The sequence below is a fragment of the Streptomyces sp. NPDC001100 genome, from assembly GCF_053598575.1.
In genome coordinates this window covers 169,696-188,787 of the sequence record NZ_JBSFKO010000008.1, presented here as the reverse complement: position 1 = coordinate 188,787, position 19,092 = coordinate 169,696, and the positions used below count along the sequence as shown (strand labels likewise).

15 protein-coding genes are annotated in these 19,092 nt (G+C 71.5%); 6 read left to right on the top strand and 9 right to left on the bottom strand.

Going from position 1 to position 19,092, the window contains the following annotated elements:
• Window positions 1-2,511, top strand: coding sequence for a DEAD/DEAH box helicase (locus tag ACWDEW_RS14330; protein WP_450512735.1), 2,511 nt, complete (start codon window positions 1-3; stop codon window positions 2,509-2,511).
• Here the strand turns inward: ACWDEW_RS14330 and ACWDEW_RS14325 are convergent.
• The 7 genes from ACWDEW_RS14325 to ssd all read right to left on the bottom strand — a co-directional run bounded on the left by ACWDEW_RS14325 (window position 2,420) and on the right by ssd (window position 7,697).
• Window positions 2,420-2,833, bottom strand: coding sequence for an Rv3654c family TadE-like protein (locus ACWDEW_RS14325; protein WP_450512915.1), 414 nt, complete (start codon window positions 2,831-2,833; stop codon window positions 2,420-2,422). The genes ACWDEW_RS14330 and ACWDEW_RS14325 overlap by 92 nt on opposite strands.
• A 26-nt stretch (window positions 2,834-2,859) precedes the next feature.
• Entirely contained in the window at window positions 2,860-3,237 is a 378-nt protein-coding gene (locus ACWDEW_RS14320; protein WP_450512733.1) for a TadE family type IV pilus minor pilin, read from the bottom strand.
• Complete coding sequence (locus ACWDEW_RS14315) at window positions 3,224-3,460, bottom strand: DUF4244 domain-containing protein (protein ID WP_450512731.1); 237 nt, start codon at window positions 3,458-3,460, stop codon at window positions 3,224-3,226. Before ACWDEW_RS14315 ends, ACWDEW_RS14320 begins: the two co-directional genes overlap by 14 nt.
• 63 nt (window positions 3,461-3,523) lie before the next feature.
• Complete coding sequence (locus ACWDEW_RS14310; RefSeq protein WP_450512729.1) at window positions 3,524-4,345, bottom strand: type II secretion system F family protein; 822 nt, start codon at window positions 4,343-4,345, stop codon at window positions 3,524-3,526.
• A 52-nt stretch (window positions 4,346-4,397) separates the two neighbouring features.
• The gene (locus ACWDEW_RS14305) at window positions 4,398-5,270 is read right to left on the bottom strand and encodes a type II secretion system F family protein (protein ID WP_450512727.1); all 873 of its coding nucleotides are present in this window, start codon (window positions 5,268-5,270) and stop codon (window positions 4,398-4,400) included.
• Window positions 5,270-6,514, bottom strand: coding sequence for a TadA family conjugal transfer-associated ATPase (locus ACWDEW_RS14300; RefSeq protein WP_450512913.1), 1,245 nt, complete (start codon window positions 6,512-6,514; stop codon window positions 5,270-5,272). The genes ACWDEW_RS14305 and ACWDEW_RS14300 overlap by 1 nt, the downstream gene beginning before the upstream one ends.
• Window positions 6,515-6,593: 79 nt before the next feature.
• Window positions 6,594-7,697 (bottom strand): septum site-determining protein Ssd, encoded by a 1,104-nt coding sequence (gene ssd / locus ACWDEW_RS14295; protein ID WP_450512725.1) that lies wholly within the window; start codon window positions 7,695-7,697, stop codon window positions 6,594-6,596.
• 583 nt (window positions 7,698-8,280) lie between these two features.
• Here ssd and ACWDEW_RS14290 point away from each other — a divergent pair.
• On the top strand, window positions 8,281-9,123 hold the full coding sequence (locus ACWDEW_RS14290) for an HAD family hydrolase (protein ID WP_450512723.1): 843 nt from the start codon (window positions 8,281-8,283) through the stop codon (window positions 9,121-9,123).
• A gap of 340 nt (window positions 9,124-9,463) precedes the next feature.
• On the opposite strand, the gene ACWDEW_RS14285 is transcribed toward ACWDEW_RS14290, so the two are convergent.
• Complete coding sequence (locus ACWDEW_RS14285) at window positions 9,464-10,288, bottom strand: oxidoreductase (protein WP_450512721.1); 825 nt, start codon at window positions 10,286-10,288, stop codon at window positions 9,464-9,466.
• Window positions 10,289-10,389: 101 nt separating this feature from the next.
• Here ACWDEW_RS14285 and ACWDEW_RS14280 point away from each other — a divergent pair, with 101 nt between their 5' ends.
• On the top strand, window positions 10,390-11,370 hold the full coding sequence (locus ACWDEW_RS14280) for an ATP-binding protein (RefSeq protein ID WP_450512719.1): 981 nt from the start codon (window positions 10,390-10,392) through the stop codon (window positions 11,368-11,370).
• 21 nt (window positions 11,371-11,391) lie between these two features.
• On the opposite strand, the gene ACWDEW_RS14275 is transcribed toward ACWDEW_RS14280, so the two are convergent.
• The gene (locus ACWDEW_RS14275; RefSeq protein ID WP_450512717.1) at window positions 11,392-12,663 is read right to left on the bottom strand and encodes a hypothetical protein; all 1,272 of its coding nucleotides are present in this window, start codon (window positions 12,661-12,663) and stop codon (window positions 11,392-11,394) included.
• A gap of 335 nt (window positions 12,664-12,998) precedes the next feature.
• Here ACWDEW_RS14275 and ACWDEW_RS14270 point away from each other — a divergent pair, with 335 nt between their 5' ends.
• From ACWDEW_RS14270 to nhaA, 3 genes are all read left to right on the top strand, one after another.
• Window positions 12,999-15,317 carry a SulP family inorganic anion transporter gene (locus tag ACWDEW_RS14270; RefSeq protein ID WP_450512715.1) on the top strand — a complete coding sequence of 773 codons (2,319 nt, stop codon included), beginning with the start codon at window positions 12,999-13,001 and terminating at the stop codon, window positions 15,315-15,317.
• 124 nt (window positions 15,318-15,441) lie between these two features.
• On the top strand, window positions 15,442-17,442 hold the full coding sequence (gene acs, locus ACWDEW_RS14265) for an acetate--CoA ligase (protein WP_450512911.1): 2,001 nt from the start codon (window positions 15,442-15,444) through the stop codon (window positions 17,440-17,442).
• A 159-nt stretch (window positions 17,443-17,601) separates the two neighbouring features.
• A complete protein-coding gene (gene nhaA, locus ACWDEW_RS14260; RefSeq protein ID WP_450512713.1) occupies window positions 17,602-19,041 on the top strand; it encodes a Na+/H+ antiporter NhaA in 1,440 nt (479 codons plus the stop codon).
• Window positions 19,042-19,092: the final 51 nt, after the last annotated feature.

Here is a 19,092-nt window from a genome sequence, read left to right as displayed (position 1 = left end):
ATGGCATTCAATCACTTACCGCAGGGCGTGCACGACGCCTTGGCTCCATTGTCCGTCACGCCAGTGACACACTCGGTGCCGATGGCCAAGAATCAGCGATCCGATCGACCCTCGGCGAACCCCGTGTCCGGGCTCTCGCCGGGCACGGTTCTGGACCGGCTCGCGTCCGGACCGAGCCGGGCTTCGCGCATCACTCATACGGAGCACTTGCCCCCACGTGAGGGCCGCCATGCCGTCTGGCCTGACCGGATTCGTGCGGAGGTGATCGCCACCGTCCAGGAAGCCGGTATCGAACACCCCTGGGCCCACCAGGCACAGGCCGCCGAGCACGCACTCGACGGCGAGTCAGTGATCGTTGCCACAGGCACCGCCTCGGGCAAGTCGCTGGCTTATCTGGTACCAGTCCTCTCGGCGCTCCTCGACGGCTCCGAGGCGCCGAACGGCCGCGGCACCACCGCCCTCTACCTGGCCCCCACCAAGGCCCTGGCCGCCGACCAGCTCCGTTCCGTGAAGGAACTTTCACAACCTCTGGGCAATGCCGTTCGCCCGGCCGTGTACGACGGCGACACTCCGTTCGAAGAGCGCGAGTGGGTCCGCCAGTACGCCAACTACGTCCTGACCAACCCCGACATGCTCCACCGCGGCATATTGCCCTCGCACCCGCGCTGGTCCTCCTTCCTGAAGTCCCTGAAGTACGTCGTCATCGACGAGTGCCACACCTACCGGGGCGTCTTCGGCTCCCACGTCGCCCAGGTACTGCGCCGACTGCGCCGCCTCTGCGCCCGCTACGGCTCCTCCCCCGTCTTCCTCCTCGCCTCCGCGACCGCCGCCGAACCCTCGGTCGCCGCCCGCCGCCTCACCGGCCTCCCGGTGGTCGAGGTCGCCGACGACGCCTCGCCCCGCGGCGAGTTGGTGTTCGCCCTCTGGGAACCCCCGCTCACCGAACTGCACGGCGAGAAGGGCGCCCCGGTCCGCCGCACGGCCACCGCCGAGACGGCCGACCTGCTGACCGACCTCACCGTCCAGGGCGTGCGCTCGGTGGCCTTCGTACGGTCCCGGCGCGGCGCCGAGCTGATCGCCCTGATCGCCCAGGAGCGCCTCGCCGAGGTCGACCGCTCACTGGCCCGGCGGGTCGCCGCCTACCGGGGCGGCTACCTCCCCGAGGAGCGACGCGCCCTCGAACGCGCTCTCCACTCCGGCGAGTTGCTCGGACTCGCCGCCACCACCGCCCTCGAACTCGGCATCGACGTCTCCGGGTTGGACGCCGTCCTCATCGCCGGCTACCCCGGCACCCGCGCCTCCCTGTGGCAGCAGGCGGGCCGCGCCGGACGCTCCGGCCAGGGCGCCCTGGCCGTCCTGGTGGCCCGCGACGACCCCCTGGACACCTTCCTCGTCCACCACCCGGAGGCCCTGTTCGACCAGCCGGTGGAGTCCACGGTCCTGGACCCGGACAACCCGTACGTCCTGGCCCCGCACCTGTGCGCGGCGGCGGCCGAACTACCGCTCACCGAGGACGACTTGGACCTCTTCGGCCCGGCGACGGCGGACCTGCTGCCGCAGCTGGAGGCCGCGAAACTGCTCCGCCGCCGGGCGAAGGCCTGGCACTGGACGCGCCGCGAACGGGCCGCCGACCTCACCGACATCCGCGGCGGGGGCGGAAGCCCGGTCCAGGTCGTCGAGAACGGCACGGGCCGCCTCCTGGGCACGGTCGACGAGGCCGCCGCCCACACGACCGTCCACGAGGGCGCGGTCCACCTCCACCAGGGCCGCACCTACCTGGTGCGCTCCCTGGACCTGGAGGACTCGGTGGCCCTCGTCGAGGAGGCCAACCCCCCGTACTCGACGGTCGCCCGTGACACGACAGCCATCTCCGTCCTGGAGACGGACATCGAACTCCCCTGGGGCCAGGGCCGGTTGTGCTACGGCTCGGTCGAAGTCACCAACCAGGTCGTCTCCTTCCTCCGCAGACGTGTCATCACCGGTGAAGTCCTCGGCGAGTCGAAACTCGATCTCCCTCCTCGTACGCTCCGCACCCGCGCGGTGTGGTGGACGGTCACCGAGGACCAGCTCGACGCCGCCCGCATCAACCCCGAGATCCTCGGCGGCGCCCTGCACGCCGCCGAACACGCCTCGATCGGCATGCTTCCCCTCTTCGCCACCTGCGACCGCTGGGACATCGGCGGGGTCTCGGTCCCCCTGCACCCCGACACACTGCTGCCGACGGTCTTCGTCTACGACGGCCATCCCGGCGGCGCGGGCTTCGCCGAGCGCGCCTTCCACACCGCCCGCGCCTGGCTCACCGCCACCCGCCAGGCCATCGCCTCCTGCGAGTGCGACGCCGGCTGCCCGTCCTGCATCCAGTCCCCCAAGTGCGGCAACGGCAACGAGCCGTTGCACAAGCGGGGAGCGGTGCGGTTGCTCACGGAGCTGTTGCGGGAGGCGCCGGAACCGCAGGAGACGGTGCGGTCGCCGGTGACGGCACCGGCCCCGCAGGTCCCGCCCGTGCCCTGACCTCCGCCGCGAACGGTCCCAGTCCCGCCGCCGCCGTCACGTCCGACGTCTCCCCCGCGACCGCGCACCGCACGAGCCGCGTCCCCTGGGCCCGGGCCACCCGCTCCGCCCGGGCGCAGGCCCCCGCGCCGCCCTCCGCCCAGTGGTCGGCCGCCGCGAGGGCGGCGAGATCCGCACCGCCGGCCGCGCGGTGCCGGGCCACGACGGCCTGCCCCAGAGCGAGCACGATGCCGAACACGACGCACATCACGGCCATCGCACCGAGGCTCCACACGGTGGCCGACCCACGGTCCGAGTCCCGGCCCGAACAGCGGAGTCTCAGGCGCCCCGGCACGGGGACACGACACTTCACGGCCCCGGCCTCCCCTCTCCCACCGTCGCCTCCGCCACCGCCACGGCCTCCTCACGTACCTCGAAGGGCAGCCCGCCGAGCATCGGTGGCTTCGCGACCACGACTACATGGACATGGTCGCCCTCCCGGGAGACCGTGATCCTCGCGTCACGCGGTGCCGTGTCCCGGGCCACCCGGACCACAGCGTCGGCCGGATCCTGCCGAGCCGCCGCACGGGCGCCGGAGCGTGCCGCGTCCACACACCGGATCTGCGCGGCCACCACCAGCAGCCCCCACACCAGTGCCATGGCGAACATCACCAGCACGGGCAGGACCACGGCCGCCTCGGCCGTCACGAACCCCCCGTCACCGCCCCGGCGTTCAGACCTTCGCATCGAGGGCCCGCTTCACGATGTCCTGGAGCTCCGTGCTGACCGCTCCGCTGGTCACCACCTTGTAGAGCACCACGGCGAACGCCACCGCCGCGACCAGCCCCATCGCGTATTCAGCCGTGGCCATACCGGCGTCCCGGCGCGCGCCGCCGAGTCGCGCCCGTGCCCGTACCGCTCGGGCCACCCGTACCGCCGCTGCCCGTACTCCCTGCACTGCCTTGTCCATCTCAACCCCCGTGAGGTTCCTGTTGGTTCGGTTACTCGATTGCCTGATTGCTCGGTTCTTGGATCAGCCGCCGCCTCCTCCCGTCGCCCCGCCCGCGAGCCCGATCACCACGGGCAGCACGCCGACCGCGATGAACGCGGGCAGGAAGCACAGCCCCACCGGTGCGGTGATCAGGACGGCCGCCCGCCGGGCCCGTGCCGTCGCGGTGCGGGTCCAGTCGGCGCGGGCCTCCGCCGCAAGCCGTGCGACCGGTCCGGCGGCGGGGAGCCCCGACTCGTCGGCCCGTTCGAGCAGCCTGGCCAATGGGCCGGCACCCGGAAGTGCGGCCAATCTCCGCCAGGCGTCGGCCGGTTCACCGCCGAGCCGTACCTCCGCCGCCGCGCGCGCCAGCCGTTCTCCGAGGGGTCCCGCGAGGGCCTCTCCCACGGCCTGGGCGGCGATCACCGGTGAGGCCCCGGCGGCGATGCAGGCGCCCAGCAGATCGGCGGCGAGCGGGAGTTGGCGTGCGGCGGCGGCCGCGTCGCGCTCGGCGCCGGTGTCACCGGCCATCTGCCTACGGCGCCACCACCACAGCCCGAATGCGACGGCCCCGCCCACCACGACTCCGGCGACCCCACCGACCAACGCCCACCCGGCACCCACAACACCCACCACGGGCAACCACTGCCGCGCGACGTCCCGAGCCTCGAACCGCCGCCCGGCGAGCGGCACTTCACTAACCTCCCGACCCGCCCGAATCTCGCGAGCTTCCCTGGGCAGCAGCCCGGCCAGCCGTCGCCGAGCCCTCCGCTCCCGCCGCAGCGCGTCCAGCCACCGCACCAACCACCCCACGACCAGCACCGCCCCCGGGGCCACCCCCAGCCTGTGGACAACTTCCGTACTCACCCGATCTCCCTTCTCCGACACCGGCATCGACATCGACAGCCAGCGGCCTCGCTCACGCCGCCTCCACCCCGCCCACGATCCGCAGCGCCCACCACGCCCCCAGGCCCTCCAGCAACCCCCCGACCACCAGGCACCCCAGCCCCGCCCCGCTGTGCAGCAGCACCCGCAGCGGATCGGCGCCCATCGCCGCGCCGAGCAGCAGCCCGAGCACCGGCAGTCCGGCGAGCATCACGGCGGTGGCCCGTGCTCCGGCCAACTGGGCGCGCAGGTCGGCCCGTTGGTTTCGGTCCGCGCGCAACGCCCCTTCGAGCCGGTCGAGTCCCGCGGCGAGTCCGGCGCCCTGGTCCACGGCCACCCGCCAGCACGCGGCGAGCCCCAACAGGCCGTCCGCGCCCGGCTGTCGGGCCGCCGAGGTGAGCGCACCCGGCACGTCCCCGCCGAACCGCGCCGCCGCCAGCACCGCGGCCTGCGCCTCCCCGAGCCCGCCGGAGTCGAGCGCGGCCCGCAGCAACGCCTCCCCCGGCTGCCGCCCCGCGCGCACCTCCCCGGCGAGCGCCGAGCACAGCGCGATCACCGCGTCCCCGCACGACTCCCGGGCCCGCCGGGCCTCCCCGGCCAGCCGCATCCGCCGCAGCAACGGCACGCCGACCGCCCCCGCGACGACCGGAACCACCGAAGCTCCCAGTACCGCCACCACCAGTCCGGCGCCCAGCGACCACCACTCGGCCCGCAACCGGCTCCGGATCCGCCGCAGTTCACCGACGGCCCGCTCCCACGGGGGCGGCCCGACGCCCACCGTCCCGCCGTCCGCGAACAGCAACTGCGCCCGCCGCGCCCCGGACTGCCGCCCGCTCATCAGCCAGACCAGGGCCCCGACACACACCGCGGCCACCCCGAGCGACATCTCACCCGTTCCCACGTCCATCACCACTCCCGTTCGCCGTAGTCAGCCCCGCACGCCCCGGCCCCCTTCGCCCCACCCCGGATCAACTCCCGCAGCCGCTCCCACCCCCGCTCGTACGCGAACGCCTCCGCGCCCCACCGCAGCGCCGGTACCGTCCGCACCAGCCCGGAGGGGTCCCGTTCCAGGACATGGACCTCGGCGATCCGGCGGCGCCCGGCGCGGTCCCGTACGAGATGCAGGACCACCGACAGCGCCGCCGCCAACTGGCTGTGCAGCGCGGCCCGGTCGAGGCCCGCGGCCGTACCCAGGGCCTCCAGGCGGGCGGGGACATCGGCCGCGGCGTTCGCGTGGACGGTTCCGCAACCGCCCTCGTGGCCCGTGTTGAGCGCGGCCAGCAAATGAACCACCTCGGGGCCCCGGACCTCGCCGACGACCAGCCGGTCCGGCCGCATCCGGAGGGCCTGGCGGACCAGGTCCTGGAGGGTGACGAGGCCGGCGCCTTCTTGGTTGGCGGGTCTGCTCTCCAGCCGTACGACGTGCGGATGGTCCGGCTTCAGCTCCGCCGAGTCCTCGGCGAGGACGATCCGTTCGCCGGGCCCCACCAGCCCGAGCAGCGCGCTCAGGAGTGTCGTCTTGCCGCTTCCGGTACCGCCGCTGATCAGGAAGGACAGCCGGGCCCCGATCACGGCCCGCAGGACCCGGTCGCCGCCCGGCGGGACCGTGCCCGCCGCGACCAGTTCGTCGAGCGTGAACGCGCGCGGCCGTACGACACGGAGCGAGAGGCAGGTGCAGCCGACGGCGACCGGGGGCAGTACGGCGTGCAGGCGGGTCCCGTCGGGCAGCCGGGCGTCGACCCAGGGCCGCGCGTCGTCCAGCCGGCGTCCGGCCACCGCGGCCAGGCGCTGCGCGAGGCGTCGTACGGCCGCCGCGTCCGGGAAGGTGACGCCGGTCAGTTGCAGGCCGCCGCCCCGGTCGACCCACACCCGGTCCGGGGCCGAGACGAGCACGTCGGTGACCGAAGGGTCGGCCAGCAGGGACTCCAGCGGGCCGCTGCCGACCAGCTCGGACCGCAACTGCTCGGCCGCGCCCAGCACTTCGGCGTCCCCCAGCACCCGCCCCTGCTCCCGCAGCGCCTGCGCCACCCGCGCGGGCGTCGGCTCGCCCCCGCTCTCGGCCAGCCACCGCCGCACACCGTCGAGCATCCCGGCGGGCATGCCCGGAGCCGGACCGAACCCACTCTCCCGAGCGAGCGCACCACTCCCCATCAGCTCGCTCATACGCCATCCACCTCGGCCGAGGCCCGCCTCCGGACCTGCTGGCAGAACCGCGCTCCCGCCGCCCCGCTCATACGCCACCCGCCTCGACCAGCGCCCGCTCCCAGAACTCCCGGCAGAACCGCGCCAGCGGCCCCTTCCCGGCCGTCCCCGGCGGCGCCTTGCCCTCGTGCGGCCGCAACAGGCCCGATTCGACCGGCACTTCGCCCGCCAGCGGCAGTCCGAGCAGGCGGGCCACCTCCCGGTCGTCGAGGCCGGGGGCGTACGGCCCGCGGACGGCCACGCGCAGATCGCGCAGAACCATGCCGACGGCGGACGCCACCCGGCCGGCCGCGGCGACGGCGCGCAGCTCGGCGGGAACCACCAGGAGGCCCAGGTCGAGTTGGGCGAGGGTCTCGGCAACGCCGTCGTCGATGCGGCGCGGCAGGTCGACGACGACCGTGCCGCCGCGCCTTCTGGCCGCGGCGAGCACCGCGCGGACGGCCTGCGGCGGGATCGCGACGCAGTCGCCGCGGTCCCAGCTGAGCACCCGGAGCGAGTGGAGTTCGGGGAGGGACTCCTCCAGGGCGCCGCCGCCGACCCGGCCGCGGGAGGCGGCGAACGCGGGCCAGCGCAGGCCGTCCGCGCTCTCTCCGCCGAGGAGTACGTCGAGTCCGCCGCCGAGTGGATCCGCGTCCACCAGGAGGGTGCGCAGTCCCTCCCGCGCGGAGGTGACGGCGAGGGCGCACGCGAGCGTGGACGCTCCGGCCCCGCCACGGCCCCCGATGACGCCGACGGTGAGCGCGGGGCGGCCGACGCCCTCGGCCACGTCGGCGATGCGGTCGACGAGCCACTGCTCGCCGTCGGGCAGCATCAGGACGTGGTCGGCGCCGATCTCGACGGCCCGCCGCCAGACCCCGGAGTCGTCCTGGTCCCGGCCGACCAGCACCACCCCGTTGCGGCGGGCGGCCCCACGCACCCGTCGTGCCGCATCGTCGCCGACCAGGACGAGCGGCGCCGTCTCCCAGCCGCCCCGGCGCTCGGGGACCCCGGGATGGACCTCCGGTGTCGCGCCGGCCGCAGCGCACAGGCGCAGCAGGTCGTCGAGGAGTTCGGCGTCCTCGGTGACGATCAGCGGTCCGCCCTGGCGTCCGCCGGCGGCGGGTGGCGGATCGTGTGTGACAGTTCCGGCCATTCTTTCCATCCCCCATCGATGTGTCTCTCGCGTGGCCCCTGCGGTCCCGCGATTCCCAAACGTGCGAAGAACCGGCGATCGGCCTCCATATGCACGGCCGACAGAAACCGGCCGAACGCGTCCGACAAACGGAACCGGCCATGAACTCGCCGCGAGCGAGGACGCGTTGGAATCACGGTGCGGGCATCCCGGAAATCGTGTGGATCTTGGTCGAAAACTGTGGACAACGCGACGCCTGTGAATATCGCCGTCACCCATACCGGTGACCCCCGTACTGGCCTCTGTGCGAGTTCCGCAGCGCAGCCCAACAGCTACGCACAGTGACGGATTCCGGGCATGAAAAAAGGCGGCCTCAGCCGCCTCGGGATGGCCTCACGACCACACACAGGAAGGGAAAACGGGTCCGGACATGCGACGACCCCCACCGGGGGGGAGAGTGGGGGTCGCCTTCACGGCCGACTCGGGGGGGGAGGAGCCGGGCCGCGTTAGCACGGTCGCGAACGATCCGTGACTTCCATGGTGTACCCGAGAGCCCTCTCAGGCAAACCCACGCGCCACACCTTACGCCGAATGGGCTGCGCCTATGCTCTGGGTTGTGGAAAACCACTCCTTGCCCCGCACAGCAGCCTTCTTTGACCTGGACAAGACGGTCATTGCGAAGTCGAGCACGCTCACCTTCGGCAAGTCCTTCTACCAAGGCGGACTGATCAACCGCAGGGCCGCGCTGCGGACCGCCTATGCGCAGTTCGTCTTCCTCGTCGGCGGCGCCGACCACGACCAGATGGAGCGGATGCGCAAGTACCTGTCCTCGCTCTGCCGCGGCTGGAACGTCCAGCAGGTCAAGGAGATCGTCGCGGAGACCCTGCACGACCTGATCGACCCGATCATCTACGACGAGGCGGCCTCCCTCATCGAGGAGCACCACCGCGCCGGCCGTGATGTGGTGATCGTGTCCACGTCGGGCGCCGAGGTGGTCGAGCCGATCGGTGAACTCCTGGGCGCGGACCGGGTGGTGGCGACCCGCATGGTGGTGGGCGACGACGGCTGCTTCACCGGCGAGGTGGAGTACTACGCGTACGGCCCGACGAAGGCCGAGGCGATCAAGGAGCTGGCCCGGTCCGAGGGCTACGACCTCGACCGCTGCTACGCCTACAGCGACTCGGCGACCGATGTGCCGATGCTCCAGTCCGTGGGCCACCCCTACGCCGTGAACCCGGACCGCGCGCTGCGCAAGGAGGCACTCGCGCGCGGGTGGCCGATTCTGGACTTCAACCGCCCGGTCCGGCTCAAGCAGCGGCTGCCCACACTCTCCGTGCCACCCCGTCCGGCACTGGTCGTGGCCGCGGCGGTGGGCGCTGCGGCGGCCACTGCGGGGCTCGTCTGGTACGCGAGCCGACGCAAGGCGGCGACCGTTTACACCGGTTAGCAACCCTTTGGACGCAAAAGTAAAGAAGCGCGGCAAGGGGTTCCACTTCCCCCGGCGCGGGAGTACAAAGGACTCAACGGCCCGCGAGACCAAGGACATCCGAAAGGATCACCTTAATAACGCATTTGGCCCCACGGACCGCGCATGAACACCGAGCACCCACGCGACGTCGACCCGTCGATTACGGGCCAGCCGCACCAGGTGACGGGCAATGTTCCCGACCTGATGGGCAATATTTCGAGGACGCTTGGTAACCCGGTGGAACATGCCAGCGGCGGTACGAATCCTCGTACCGCCGCAACCCGTAACGGCCCCCTCCGTAGGGGGCCGTTTTCCTGTGTCAGGCGGCTCCGCGCTGCAGCGCCTCGCACACCGCCGTCGACTCCCGGGCCCCCAGCTCGACGGCACGCCCGCAGTGCGTGATCCACGCGGCCATGCCCTCCGGGGTACCGGAGACATAGCCGTCCAGCGCCGCCAGATAGGCCGCGCGCCCGAGTTCGGCGTGGCCGACCTCCGCCGGGCACACGGACTTCGGGTCGAGACCGCTGCCGATGAGGACGATCCGCTCGGCCGTGCGCGCGACGAGTCCGTTGCGGGAGGTGAAGGGGCGCAGCGCGAGCAGTTCGCCGTGCACGACGGCGGCCGTCACCAGCGCCGGCGCCGAACCGCCCGCGATGATCAGCTCCGAGAGCCCGTCCAGGCGCGCCGAGACCTCGGCCGCACCGGGGAGCGGCAGTTCGACGAGCGGCTCGTCGACCGGCTCGCCCTCCTGGCGCGGCCGTCCGACCTCGCCCTCCTTGCTCGCGGCGGCCACCAGGTGCAGCCGGGCGAGCACCCGGAGGGGCGACTGCCGCCAGATGGACAGCAGTTGGCCCGCCTCGGCGGACAGCCGCAGGGCCGCGCCCATCGTGCGGGCCTCGTCGTCACCGCTGAAGTCGGTGCGCCGACGCACCTCTTCGAGGGCCCAGTCGGCACCGGAGAGCGCGGCGGAGCCACGCGCCCCGCGCAGTGCCGCCTCGGCGGTGATCTCGTTGCTGCGGCGCCGCATGACCCGGTGCCCGTAGACCCGGTCCACGGACTTACGCATGGACTCGACGGACTCGGCCACTCCGGGCAGCGTGCCCAGGGCCGCGAGCGGATCGGCGGTCGCACCTGTCGTACTCATGAGTACGACAGTAGCCATCCCGGCGGCGCACCCCACGATGGAGTGGTCTTCTTCACGCGCACCTGCCACATACAGCTATGACCCGACTACTCTTCGTGAACATGAAAATTGCTTTCGTCGGGAAGGGCGGCAGCGGAAAGACCACCCTGTCCTCCCTGTTCGTCCGCCACCTCGCGGCCACCGCCCAACCCGTCGTCGCCGTCGACGCGGACATCAACCAGCACCTGGGCCCCGCGCTCGGCCTGGACGAGGCGGAGGCCGCCGCACTGCCCGCCCTGGGCGAGCACCTCCCTCTGATCAAGGACTACCTGCGCGGCAGCAACCCGCGCATCGCCTCCGCCGACACCATGATCAAGACCACCCCGCCCGGCACGGGCTCCCGGCTGCTGCGGGTACGGGAGAACAACCCGGTCTACGACACCTGCGCGCGCTCGGTGGAACTCGACGGCGGCGCCGCCCGTTTGATGGTCACGGGCCCCTTCACGGACGCCGACCTGGGGGTCTCCTGCTACCACTCCAAGACGGGAGCGGTGGAGCTGTGCCTGAACCACCTGGTGGACGGGCGCGACGAGTTCGTCGTGGTGGACATGACGGCGGGCTCGGACTCCTTCGCCTCCGGCATGTTCACCCGCTTCGACATCACGTTCCTGGTGGCCGAGCCGACCCGCAAGGGGGTCTCCGTCTATCGCCAGTACAGGGAGTACGCCCGCGACTTCGGAGTCGTTCTGAAGGTCGTCGGCAACAAGGTGCAGGGCCAGGACGACCTCGACTTCCTCCGGGCCGAGGTCGGGGACGACCTGCTGGTGACGGTCGGGCACTCGGACTGGGTGCGCGCCATGGAGAAGGGCCGCCCGCCCCGGTTCGAGCTCCTGGAGGACGTCAACCGCCGCGCCCTGCGCATGCTGGAGATCGCCGCCGACGCGACGTACGAACTGCGCGACTGGGAGCGCTACACGCAGCAGATGGTGCACTTCCACCTGAAGAACGCCCGGAGTTGGGGCAACGAACGCACCGGGGCCGACCTGGCGGCGCAGGTCGACCCCGGGTTCGTGCTCGACGAGAGCGTCACCGCCTCGGTGTGAGGCGCGTCCCCTCCCGTCCCGCTACTGCTTGACCGCCGGCGCCCCGGGCACACCCTTCGGGGCCGGCGCGGGGCGGCCGGTCAGGAAGGACGCCCAGCCGGGCTTCGGTGCCTCGCCGACGTTCAGGGTGCGCAGCCTCGCCAGGGTCCCCGGGTCCTGGGCGTCCAGCCAGTCGGCCAGCTGCCGGAAGGAGACACAGCGCGTCTCGGGCTTGTTGCACACCTTCTCGACGACCTCGTCGAGGGCACGCATGTAGGTGCCGCCGTTCCAGGACTCGAAGTGGTTGCCGATGACCAGGGGCGCGCGGTTGCCGTCGTAGGCCCGGTCGAAGCCCTTGAGCAGGCCGTCACGCATCTCGTCGCCCCACTGGTCGAACTTGTCGGGGTCGCCCTGGGTCTGCGTGCCGGACTGGTTGACCATGAAGTTGTAGTCCATGGTCAGCTGCTCGTAGGAGTGGCCGGGGAAGGGGACGAGTTGCATGGACAGGTCCCACAGCCCCTCCTTCTTCTTGGGCCAGATCTGGTCGTTGACCCCGCTGGTGTCGTAGCGGAAGCCCAACTGGCTGGCCGCCTTCATGAAGTTGGCCTGGCCCTCCAGGCAGGGCGTGCGGGCGCCGACGAGTTCCTTGTCGTAGTCGAAGGGCAGTGAAGAGGCCTTCTTCATCCCGGAGTTGGTCTTCCAGGTCTTCACGAACTGCTTCGCCTGGGCGATCTCGCTCTTCCACTCGGCGACCGACCACTCGCCGACCCCGCCGTTCTTGCCGCAGAAGTGACCGTTGAAGTGGGTGCCGATCTCGTTGCCCTCCAGCCACGCCAGGCGCAGCTGCTTCACGGTGTCGGCGATGCCCTGCTCGTCGTTGAAGCCGATGTCCGAGCTGCCGGGCGAGTGCTCCGGGGGCTTGTAGAGGTCGCGCTTGTCCTCCGGCAGCATGTACACGCCGCTGAGGAAGTACGTCATGTTCGCGTGGTTGGCCTTGGAGACCTTGCGGAAGTGGGAGAACAGCTTCTGGCTGTCCTCGCCGGCCCCGTCGAAGGAGAAGACCACGAACTGCGGGGGCTTCTGACCGGGCTTGAGCCGCTCGGGTCTGGGCAGATGCGGCTGCGCCCCGGTGTACGACGTGGAGCCGTCCCCGATCAGGCGGACTCCGCTCTTGGGTGCCGGGGCGGGCGCCGCCTTGTGCGGACCGTTCGCTCCGTGCGGGGAACCGTTGTCACCGATCGCGCAACCGGCGAGCGACGCGGCACAGGCCGCGGCGATCACGGCGCCCGCGGTGATCCTCTGGGTGGCGGCCATGTCCGCCCACCTTCTTCCTTCGTTCGGACCGACGCCGATCAGGGCGTTTTCTGGCTATGTGCCGGTATTCCCGGCAGCGCCGCCAAGGTCGCACGGGGCCGAAGGTGGGATTAGTACGACAAGCCGATGAAATTCTCACTTCACTCTGCAAGGTGACTTATTAACCCATTTGCCCGCAAAGTCTATGCTTGACCTTTACTCTGCATTACGATCCGTTTACCGAGCGTTGAGATATCCCGCCGCTGCACGCCGTGACCCACGGCCGCGACCGACCCCCGCCATCGACGGGGACCACCAGTTCCGCGACCGCGCTGCCCCGGAGGAGACGGGAAGACATGTCAGCCTGCGTACCCACCCGCGCCACCGACTCGAACGCCGATCGGACCAAGCGCGTCCACCCGCCCCACAGCCCGCCACCGCCCCCGCACCGCCGCTTCCGCATCGCGGGCGCCGATGTGTCGGCCTCCATCGCGGTCTTCCTGATCGCCCTGCCCCTGTCCCTCGGCATCGCCCTCGCCACCGGCGCGCCCCTCCAGGCCGGCCTGGTCGCCGCCGCCGCGGGCGGACTCGTCGCCGGACTGCTCGGAGGCTGCCCCCTCCAGGTCAGCGGCCCGGCCGCCGGACTCACCGTGGTCACCGCCGACCTGATCCACCGTTACGGCTGGCGGACGACCTGCGCGGTCACCGTCCTCGCGGGGCTGGCCCAACTCGCCCTGGGCTGCGTGCGCGTGGCCCGCACCGCGCTCGCCGTCAGCCCCGCGATCGTGCACGGCATGCTCGCCGGGATCGGTGTCACCATCGCCGTCGCCCAGCTGCACATCGTGCTCGGCGGCACCCCGCAGAGCTCGGTCCTCGCCAACCTCCGCGCCCTGCCCGCCCAGTTGGCGGACCTGCACCCCGCCGACGTGGCGATGAGCGCGCTGACCCTGGCCCTTCTGCTGCTGTGGCCGCGCGTCCCCGGCCGGCTCGGGCACTTGATGCGGAAGATCCCGGCCGCGCTCGTCGCCGTAGCCGGGGCCACGCTCACCGCCTCCCTCACCGGGCTGACCCTGGCCAAGGTCGACCTGCCGTCCTGGAGCAGCCACGCGCTGGCCGGACTGCCCGAGGGCCCGGTGCTCGGGATCGCCGCCGCCGTCCTCACCACCACGCTGGTGTGCAGCGTGCAGTCGCTGCTCGGCGCGGTCGCCGTGGACAAGCTGGTCGCCGGGCGGCCCGGGCTCTCCGCCCGCGTCGGCCGCTCCGACCTCAACCGCGAACTGCTGGGCCAGGGCGCCGCCAACATCGTCTCCGGCGCGCTCGGCGGACTTCCCGTCGCGGGCGTGGCCGTACGGAGTTCGGCGAATGTGCAAGCGGGTGCCGTGAGCCGGAACTCCACGATGCTGCACGGCGTTCTCGTAGTGATCGCCGCGCTGCTGATGGTCCCCGTGCTGGAGCTGATCCCCCTCGCCTCGCTCGCCGCACTCGTGATGGCCGTCGGCATCCAGATGGTGTCCCTGCACCACATCCGCACGGTGACCCGCCACCGAGAAGTGCTGGTCTACGTCGTCACCACCCTCGGCGTGGTCTTCCTCGGCGTCCTGGAGGGCGTGCTCCTCGGGGTGGCCGTGGCGGTGGCCGTCGCCCTGCACCGCCTCACCCACACCCGCATCACGCACGACGAGAAGGAAGGAGTCCATCACGTACACGTCCGAGGGCAGTTGACGTTCCTCGCGGTGCCGCGGCTCAGCCGCACCCTGCATCTCGTACCCCAGGGCGCCCACGCCGTCGTGGAGTTGGACGGTTCGTTCATGGACCACGCGGCGTACGAGTCACTGCAGGACTGGCAGAACGCGCACACCGCGCGGGGAGGCACGGCCGAACTGACCGGCCGCCGTACGGGCGTCAGTGCCGGCGCGACGGGTGCGGAGGCCTGCCGCTGTCACCCCTGGACGCCGTGGCGCGAGCATCGCTGCGAGCGCCCGCAGTCCACGCCCCGCAGCGGCGGTCCCAGCTCCGGGCATCAACTCACCCGTGGCATCAGCGCGTTCCAGCGCAACACCGCACCCCTCGTGCGGGACGAGCTGGCCCGGCTGGCCAGGGAGGGGCAGCAGCCTTCGCAGCTCTTCCTGACCTGCGCCGACTCGCGGCTGGTCACGTCGATGATCACCTCCAGTGGTCCCGGCGACCTGTTCGTCGTGCGGAACGTGGGCAACCTCGTGCCGCCGCCCGGCGAGGAGAGCGGCGACGACTCGGTGGCGGCGGCGATCGAGTACGCGGTGGACGTGCTCCGCGTGAGATCGATCACCGTGTGCGGACACTCCGGGTGCGGAGCCATGCAGGCGCTGCTCAACTCCCGGCCCGGAGAGGCCCGTTCGCCGCTCAAGCGATGGCTGCGGCACGGGCGGCCGAGCCTGGAGCGGATGGCCGGCGGCAACCGGCCCTGGGCGCGGTTGGCCGCCAGGGCGCCCGCCGACGCCGTGGAGCAGCTGTGTCTGACCAATGTGGTGCAGCAGTTGGAGCATCTGAGGGGGCACGAGTCGGTGGCGCGGGCCCTGCAGGAAGGGGCGCTGGAACTGCACGGGATGTATTTCCACGTGGGTGAGGCGCAGGCGTATCTGCTGACGGAGGAGGACGAGTTGTTCGATCGGGTGGGGGTGATGGACGCGTCGGCCTGAACCTGATTCGCCCGGTGTCCGTGGGTACGAAAGACCCACGCCACTCAGATCGCCCCCGAGTCCGATGACAGGTCTAAACCAATATTTCGACGACCCTTGTCATCGGACCCCCGGGTCTGATGAGCTGGCCCGGGACACAACGGACACCCTGGGAAAGGCAGATGCCGTGAGCAACGAAAGCCTGGCCAACCTGCTCAAGGAAGAGCGCAGGTTCGCACCCCCCGCGGACCTGGCGGCGCACGCCAATGTCACGGCGGAGGCGTATGAGCAGGCCAAGGCTGACCGGCTCGGCTTCTGGGCCGCGCAGGCCCGCCGCCTGAGCTGGGCCAAGGAGCCGAGCGAGACGCTGGACTGGTCGAACCCGCCGTTCGCCAAGTGGTTCAAGGACGGCTCGCTCAACGTCGCGTACAACTGCGTGGACCGGCATGTCGAGGCGGGCAACGGCGACCGGGTCGCCATCCACTTCGAGGGCGAGCCCGGCGACAGCCGCGCGATCACCTACGCCGAGCTGAAGGACGAGGTCTCCAAGGCCGCGAACGCCCTGCTGGAACTGGGAGTCCGGAAGGGCGACCGGGTCGCCGTCTACATGCCGATGATCCCGGAGACGGCGGTCGCGATGCTGGCCTGCGCGCGCATCGGCGCCGCGCACTCGGTGGTGTTCGGCGGTTTCTCGGCGGACGCGCTCGCGACCCGGATCCAGGACGCGGACGCCAAGGTCGTCATCACCTCGGACGGTGGCTGGCGGCGCGGCAAGCCGTCCGCGCTCAAGCCGGCGGTGGACGAGGCCCTCACCAAGGTGGACAACGTCGAGCACGTGCTCGTCGTACGGCGTACCGGGCAGGAGGTCGCCTGGGACGACAGCCACGACGTGTGGTGGCACGAGATCGTCGCCCGGCAGTCGACGGAGCACACGCCGGAGGCGTTCGAGGCGGAGCAGCCGCTGTTCATCCTCTACACGTCCGGTACGACGGGTAAGCCCAAGGGCATCCTGCACACCTCCGGCGGCTATCTCACCCAGGCCGCGTACACCCACCACGCGGTCTTCGACCTCAAGCCGGAGACCGACGTCTACTGGTGCACGGCCGACGTCGGCTGGGTCACCGGCCACTCGTACATCGTCTACGGCCCGCTGGCGAACGGCGCGACGCAGGTCATGTACGAGGGCACCCCGGACACCCCGCACCAGGGCCGCTTCTGGGAGATCGTGCAGAAGTACGGGGTGACGATCCTGTACACGGCGCCGACCGCGATCCGGACGTTCATGAAGTGGGGCGACGACATCCCCGCGAAGTTCGACCTGTCCTCCCTCCGCGTCCTGGGTTCGGTCGGCGAGCCGATCAACCCCGAGGCGTGGATCTGGTACCGCAAGCACATCGGCGGCGACAAGGCCCCCATCGTCGACACCTGGTGGCAGACCGAGACCGGCGCGATGATGATCTCGCCGCTGCCGGGCGTGACGGCGACCAAGCCCGGTTCCGCGCAGACACCGCTGCCCGGCATCTCCGCGACGGTGGTCGACGACGAGGCGGGCGAGGTCCCGAACGGCGGCGGCGGTTACCTGGTCCTCACCGAGCCGTGGCCGTCGATGCTGCGCACGATCTGGGGCGACGACCAGCGGTTCCTCGACACGTACTGGTCGCGTTTCGAGGGCAAGTACTTCGCCGGTGACGGCGCCAAGAAGGACGACGACGGCGACATCTGGCTGCTCGGCCGGGTGGACGACGTGATGCTGGTGTCCGGGCACAACATCTCCACCACCGAGGTCGAGTCGGCGCTCGTCTCCCACCCGTCCGTGGCCGAGGCGGCCGTGGTCGGCGCGGCCGACGAGACGACCGGTCAGGCGATCGTCGCCTTCGTCATCCTGCGCGGCACGGCGAACGCGGAGGACGAGAACCTGGTCAACGACCTGCGCAACCACGTCGGCGCCGTCCTCGGTCCGATCGCCAAGCCCAAGCGGGTCCTTCCGGTGGCCGAGCTGCCGAAGACCCGCTCCGGCAAGATCATGCGCCGCCTGCTGCGCGACGTGGCGGAGAACCGTGCGCTCGGAGACGTCACGACGCTGACCGATTCATCGGTCATGTCCTTGATCCAGGACAAGCTTCCGGCGGCGCCCAGCGAGGACTGAGCAGTACGTCACGGAAGTGCACGTCCCTGAGGGGTGCCCGGCGCAGCGCGCGCCGGGCACCCCTTTTAGGTAAACTAAGCAAAACGTGACCCTCATGGTGTGCCGGGAAGTCTGGTCGGCGAGTAGATCCGTCCTGCCCACCGACCGGAGGTTCCCCCGATGGCCGCGCCCCGCTCCACTCCCGCCCGCAAGGTGCTCGGACGCCTGTCCCTGCCCGAGCGGAACTTCGTCGCGGAGGCGCTGCGCACCGAGACCGTCGGCGGTGTCCTCCTCCTGATCGCCGCGGTCACCGCCCTGATCTGGGCGAACGTCCCCGCCCTGCACGACAGCTACGAGAGCGTCAGCCACTTCCACCTGGGCCCCGCCGCCCTCGGCCTGCATCTCTCCATCGCCCACTGGGCCGCCGACGGCCTCCTCGCCGTCTTCTTCTTCGTCGCCGGCATCGAGCTCAAGCGCGAACTCGTCGCGGGCGACCTGCGCGACCCCAAGGCCGCCGCCCTGCCCGTCGTAGCCGCTCTGTGCGGAATGGCCGTACCGGCGCTCGTGTACACGCTGACGAACCTCACCGGCGGCGGCTCCCTGAACGGCTGGGCGGTCCCCACCGCCACCGACATCGCCTTCGCGCTCGCCGTCCTCGCGGTGATCGGCACCTCCCTGCCGAGCGCCCTGCGCGCCTTCCTGCTCACCCTCGCCGTGGTCGACGACCTGTTCGCGATCCTGATCATCGCGATCTTCTTCACCGCCCGCATCGACTTCGCCGCGCTCGCCGGGGCGGCCATCGGCCTGGCGGTCTTCTGGCTGCTGCTGCGCCGGGGCGTGCGCGGCTGGTACGTGTACGTCCCGCTCGCGCTCGTCATCTGGGCGCTGATGTACAACAGCGGCGTCCACGCCACCATCGCGGGGGTGGCGATGGGTCTGATGCTGCGCTGCACCACCCACGAGGACGAGGACCACTCCCCGGGCGAGCACGTCGAACATCTCGTACGGCCCCTGTCGGCGGGCCTCGCGGTGCCGCTGTTCGCGCTGTTCAGCGCCGGGGTCGCCATCTCCGGCGGCGCGCTGGGTGACGTATTCACGAAGCCCGAGACCCTCGGTGTGGTCCTCGGGCTGGTCGTCGGGAAGGCGGTCGGGATCTTCGGCGGGACCTGGCTGACGGCCCGTTTCACCCGGGCCTCGCTCAGCGACGACCTCGCCTGGCCGGACGTGTTCGCGGTCGCCTCGCTGGCCGGCATCGGCTTCACCGTGTCACTGCTCATCGGGGAACTCGCGTTCGACGGCGACCAGGTGCTCACCGACGAGGTCAAGGCGGCCGTCCTCGTGGGATCCCTCGTCGCGGCCCTGTGCGCGACCGTGTTGCTCAAGCTGCGCAACGCCCGGTACCGCAGGATGTACGAGGACGAGGAGCGCGACGAGGATCTCGACGGCATCCCCGACATCTACGAGCAGGACGACCCGGCGTACCACCTGCGCATGGCCGAACTCCACGACCGCAAGGCCGCCGAGCACCGCAGGATCGCCGCGGAGAAGGCCGCCGAACAGCGGCGCGGGCGTGTCGAAGTGGCGGGCGGGGCAGGCGAGGACAACGACGGTCCGGCATGATCTGACGAGACGGTACAAACACATGCCGGTACAGACACATGCGGAAGAGGG